The 4,874-nt window shown below is 44.4% G+C and carries 1 protein-coding gene and 1 pseudogene; one reads left to right on the top strand and one right to left on the bottom strand.

Annotated elements, in window-relative coordinates; genetic code table 11:
- Positions 1-3,573: pseudogene (locus AC3A14_RS24040) on the top strand (hypothetical protein); the annotation flags it as partial.
- Between the two features lie 42 nt (positions 3,574-3,615).
- Here AC3A14_RS24040 and AC3A14_RS24045 read toward each other — a convergent pair.
- Positions 3,616-4,874, bottom strand: a 1,259-nt coding sequence (locus AC3A14_RS24045; protein WP_487779206.1) for a DNA sulfur modification protein DndB, incomplete at its 5' end; no start/stop codon positions are given.

Raw genomic sequence — 4,874 nt, forward strand, 5'->3', positions numbered from 1 at the left:
CTGCAATTGAGCCGCCTTAGTCTCTATGCCATTGGCATTCTACTCTTTCGTGCTATTTTTGTGCAAGGAGTTCTTTTGCCCCATTTAGGATTAGCGATCGCGCTCTGTGGAACTTTTGCCGTTTGGCTTGCCTTCACCCGTCGTTCTCAATACTATAAACCGATCAATCGCCTGGGTTTAAGTATCCTCTTTGTTGCCTGGTTTGTCTCTACCTGGGTGACGCTTCCTTGGCAAGGAGTCATGATTGGTTTAATCGCCACACAAATCTATCACAAATTCATCTATCGTTGGCAAAATCGGCGCGATCTGGCAATCCTGTGGTTGATTGTCGCTCAAATTGCTATCCTGCTGTGGAATTTTATTCCACAAATCACACAAGGGCAAATTATCGCCACAGCGATCGCTATTACCCAAGCTCAAGAATACCCGATCGCTCTCATCAGTACCCTTGGACTGCCTTACCTAATTTGGATCGTTAACATGGGCGATCGCTTCTATCGACAGGAAAAATCCAAACTCGCCCATTTTTCCGAATGGGTTGCCCTAGGATTGGGAATTAGCTTACTGCTCTTCAGTTTCCCCAATTCCATTTTACGGATTTTCTGTTTAACGAACCTAATTTTTCTGATCGTGTGGCTAACGAAGCGGCGATACGATCTGCAAATCCTGCATTCTTTTCACCTGCTTGTCTATCTCAATCACTTCACTGGATTAGCCCTACTTTTAAGCTTCATTGATTATGCCAGCCCTGACTTAACCTTAAACACGTGGGCGCTGATTTTGCTCGAAATTACAGTTATAGAATGGTGGTTTTCCGAGCTGCGGCGATCGCGCCAGCGATGCGGAGCATTATCGCCAGAACCGAATTCCTATGAAAAAATCTGGCAACAAAGTGCCTGGTTAATCGGATTTGGGTTAGCGGCGATCGCCTATGGATTGCTTGACGCTACCCGGCAACAGTATAGCTTTACCCTCACCCATCTCACCTGGTTAACTATCCCTGCAACGCTCACCCTGATTAGCTATTCACCCCATTCTCATCGGCTCAATATTACCCCTCGCTTGAGCATGGTTATGCTCTTGGTTGCTCAAACCCTGCTGTTTGAAACTCCAGGATGGCGAGGGTTTGGGCTAGCCGTTGCCACCCTAATCATGGTATTCAATACCCGTAAATTGCCCAATCTCGTCACTGCTGGGATTACCATTGGTTGTGCCTTAAGTACCCTAGGGTTGATTTTGTGGGATCTCGTTCCAGGAATGCCGCCTCCGATTGATACCCTGTGGTTAATGCTGGGGGCGATCGCCGTTTCTGGATTATGGGGAATCCGTCATTATACGTTTTACAAAAGTATCTCTCATTACAGCAGAGCGCTGGATATTTGGGCGATCGCCCTCTGTGGTGCAGTTCTTATCCTCCAAAGCACTTGGGTAAGTCAAGGGCTACTTACCCCTAATTATCTTTCCATCAGTACCAGTATGCTCCTCAGTGGTGCAACCGCCTATCGCAGTTGGTATCCAACCCCCCAACCTACTGCTATTGGATGGAGTAGTGCGGCTGTCATGGTAGCAGTTTTACCCACGATGAACGTTTTCGATCTTAGGTGTTTAAGTTTACTGGTTGCCAGCCTAATCCTAATCGGTCATAGTCGCTATTATCCTAAACTTTATCTGACTGCCATGACCGTTGGCTTAGGGTTAGTCACCGAGCGAGTGATTTTATCCGACTGGATTGATATTCCCTCAACCGCCTGGTGGATCGTCGGCTCAGTCAATGTTCTAGGATTATGGATAGGAGCAAAAAACCTACGTCTGGGTAAAGCACAATGGCAGCGCCAGTTAACTCGACTCTATCGTAAAAGTTTCCATGGATGGGCGATCGCGCTCTGCCTCTTTTGCTTAATCTTGCTCACCCTCCATTCTATCCTCGTCTACACCAACACTCTCACACCACAAACCACCATTTTCATCAGCTTAATCCTCCTCCTGATTGCCCTTCTTTACAGTCAGAAAAAACGTCCTCGTCACCCCGCCCCTGTTTTTTCCCAATTGGGCACAATCAGCAACTGGGGATTATTTGCAATCGGATGGACAATTGAACTCTTAGCCGTCGAAACCCTGGGAAGTTTTGACGCTCCCATCATTAACCTTGCCCTGATTAACCTAATTTTGGGGTTATGCGCTCAATTACTCGGCGACTGGTGGAGTTCAAAACAGCCCGCAGAAACCAATAATCTGGGTACAGCCTGGCATATTATCCCCCTAGCTTACGGGATTTTGGGGGCGATCCTCCGTTGGGGAACAGTTTCAAGTTGGACAGGAATCACCACCCTAGCTTTAGCGATTATTATCCTCGGTATTGGCAAGCGATCGCCGAAATTTAAACCCCTCATTTATCTTGCCCTTGCTGGAATCACCGCGTGCGCTTACGAACTCCTCTTTTATCAACTGTCCTTACAACCCGGAGGTGCAACTGGTGATGGACTGATTCTCATGGCAACCCTAGGCAGTAGTATCCTCTACGCCTATCGCCTATTAGGAAAATTTTTACGCCCTTATTTCCAACTTACTCCTAGAGAATTTCGCTGGATTTGTCATCTCCATTGGTTCACCTCTAGCCTACTCTTAATCATCGCCACTTTTAACCCCATTGCACAAGGAATGACCCTAGGATTTGCCACGGGTACAGCATTAGTTCTCTACGCCATCAGCCAAGGTCGCCATAAGCATTCTATAGCCCACTCTTCCGTGGGAGAGGGCAACCTCTCACCCCAAGAATTGTGGGTCTATCTCGGGTTTTTAGAAGCCCTAGGAATGCGAATTTACTGGTTAAATACTCCTGTTGCCCAACTCTTAGGCGGTCTATTAGTGGCTTGGAAAGGAGCTATTGCGACCTTATTTGCCTACTTTCTTTACTTCCTTCCCTGGGAAACTTGGGGATGGTCAAAACGCCCTTGGCAAGTGGCAGGCATTGCGATCCCGGTCTATGCGATGTTAGAGAATCCAGCTATTTTAAACCAAGCCAGCTTAGTGGTCATTGCTGCTTATTATATCGGATTGGCGATCGCCAGCAAACAAATTCGCTTTACCTACCTCACCTTAGCCGTCCTCAACTGGATAATCTGGCGATCGTTTTTCAATATTCCTATTACCGAAATCTTCTGGTATAGCCTCACCATCAGTCTATCCCTCCTCTACATCATCCAAGTCGATCCCCTTTTAAACTCTCCCCAAAACCGAAAACTTCGCCATAACCTTCGTCTGCTAGTTTCCGCTACCATTAGTTTAATTTCCTTTACTGCCCAACAATGGATCGGTACGCTCACTGGAACCCTCAGTTTACTCATCATTTTTGCCGGACTCTCCCTAAAAATCCGCGCCTTTCTCTATATCGGAACCACCAGCTTTTTACTCAATGTTTTCTATCAGTTAGGCATTCTTATTTTCGACTATCCTTTCTCCAAATGGTTAGTTGCCCTAGGAGTCGGAATTTCCCTCATCTGGATCGCCGCCACCTTTGAAACCCGCCGCGACCAAATCCAAGCCTGGTTCCAAGAATTACAACACTGGGAGTAATCCTGTAGTAGAGTGTGTTCCTGAAGACACTCTACTTTCTTACTATTCCCAGTCTAGTTGCTGGAGACATTTTTGCAATGCTGTCTTTACAGAACCTCGACCAGCACTAATTTTAGTGCCACCTTTTCCATCTGGAATAATGACTGTATCTTTCCAACATGGCCCTTGCTTTGACCAATCGATATCTTGAGCAATCTGTTTCACCATTTCTTCATCAAAATAATTATTATCATTATATTGACGAATATAGTACAATACATTGCCTAAAATTTCTAATCCAGCACTAATGCCTAAAATAGAAGACTCACGAAATTTTGCAGCATCTTTCCAATACAGTTGGTCTTTACTAAGGATCTCTCCAGTTAACCGAGCTGTTTTTTTCCAGTTCTGGCTTTTTTCCGGGAATTCTGCGGTTTGTGAATAGAGAAGAAAAAAGGAATTCAGGCAGTCACTCAATTCCTGTCCATACTGTTTTACCAAATTACGTTTGTTGACTTGAGATAACTTATCGGTAGGATGACCTGCAAATGAACAACTGACCAGCTTTGCTACATAATTAATAGTGTAAATGTAACCGGTCTTAGATCCAGGAGTTGATTTGATCTTTTGTGTTTTTTCATGAAAAATATTAACATTTTCAACAACAAATCTAGCAATTGCATCCTTCCCAAAGCCACTATAAGCGACTAAAAGAGATTGAGGCATTGCAAGAGTTTGAGCCATATCACAGAAATCCGTTTGACATTGTTCAAACTCACCCTCAAGGACTAAGTTAATAGGAAATGTAGAATCTTTAATTAAATCACGCTGTGTTCCATCAGATTCAATTAATTCAACAATTGCCCTTCTGCGGTGCTGTCCATCAGTAATCTCTAGTGAGGTATTATTCAAAATAACTACAACATACAAATCTCCCCAAATTTTTTGATATTTGATTTTAGATGGATCGACATTAGCAGTAATTGCTCCCAAAATCCATTTGTTGTTTGATTCAGCCCGTTCAATAATATAGTCTTTAATCCTTTTGATATGCTCATCATTAATGGGACGATTTTTTCCAGAGGTTGGATCATTACTATTATGAGTAACACTTCTCCCTCGAAGAAGAGTAGGAATTTCCGCAGCATGAGCATTGATCTGAAGCATCAAACGACCTCCATGCTCAGATCCAATTGCTAAATATGTTTGTCCTGTTCTATACCACTTGACCATAATCGGTTGAATGCTCTCTGTGATAGCCTTAGTCAGTTCTTGGGTGACCAAAGAGTTATCGTCTCTCTGATTGTCGTTAGCTTCGGAGA

Source organism: Roseofilum sp. (assembly GCF_982964205.1).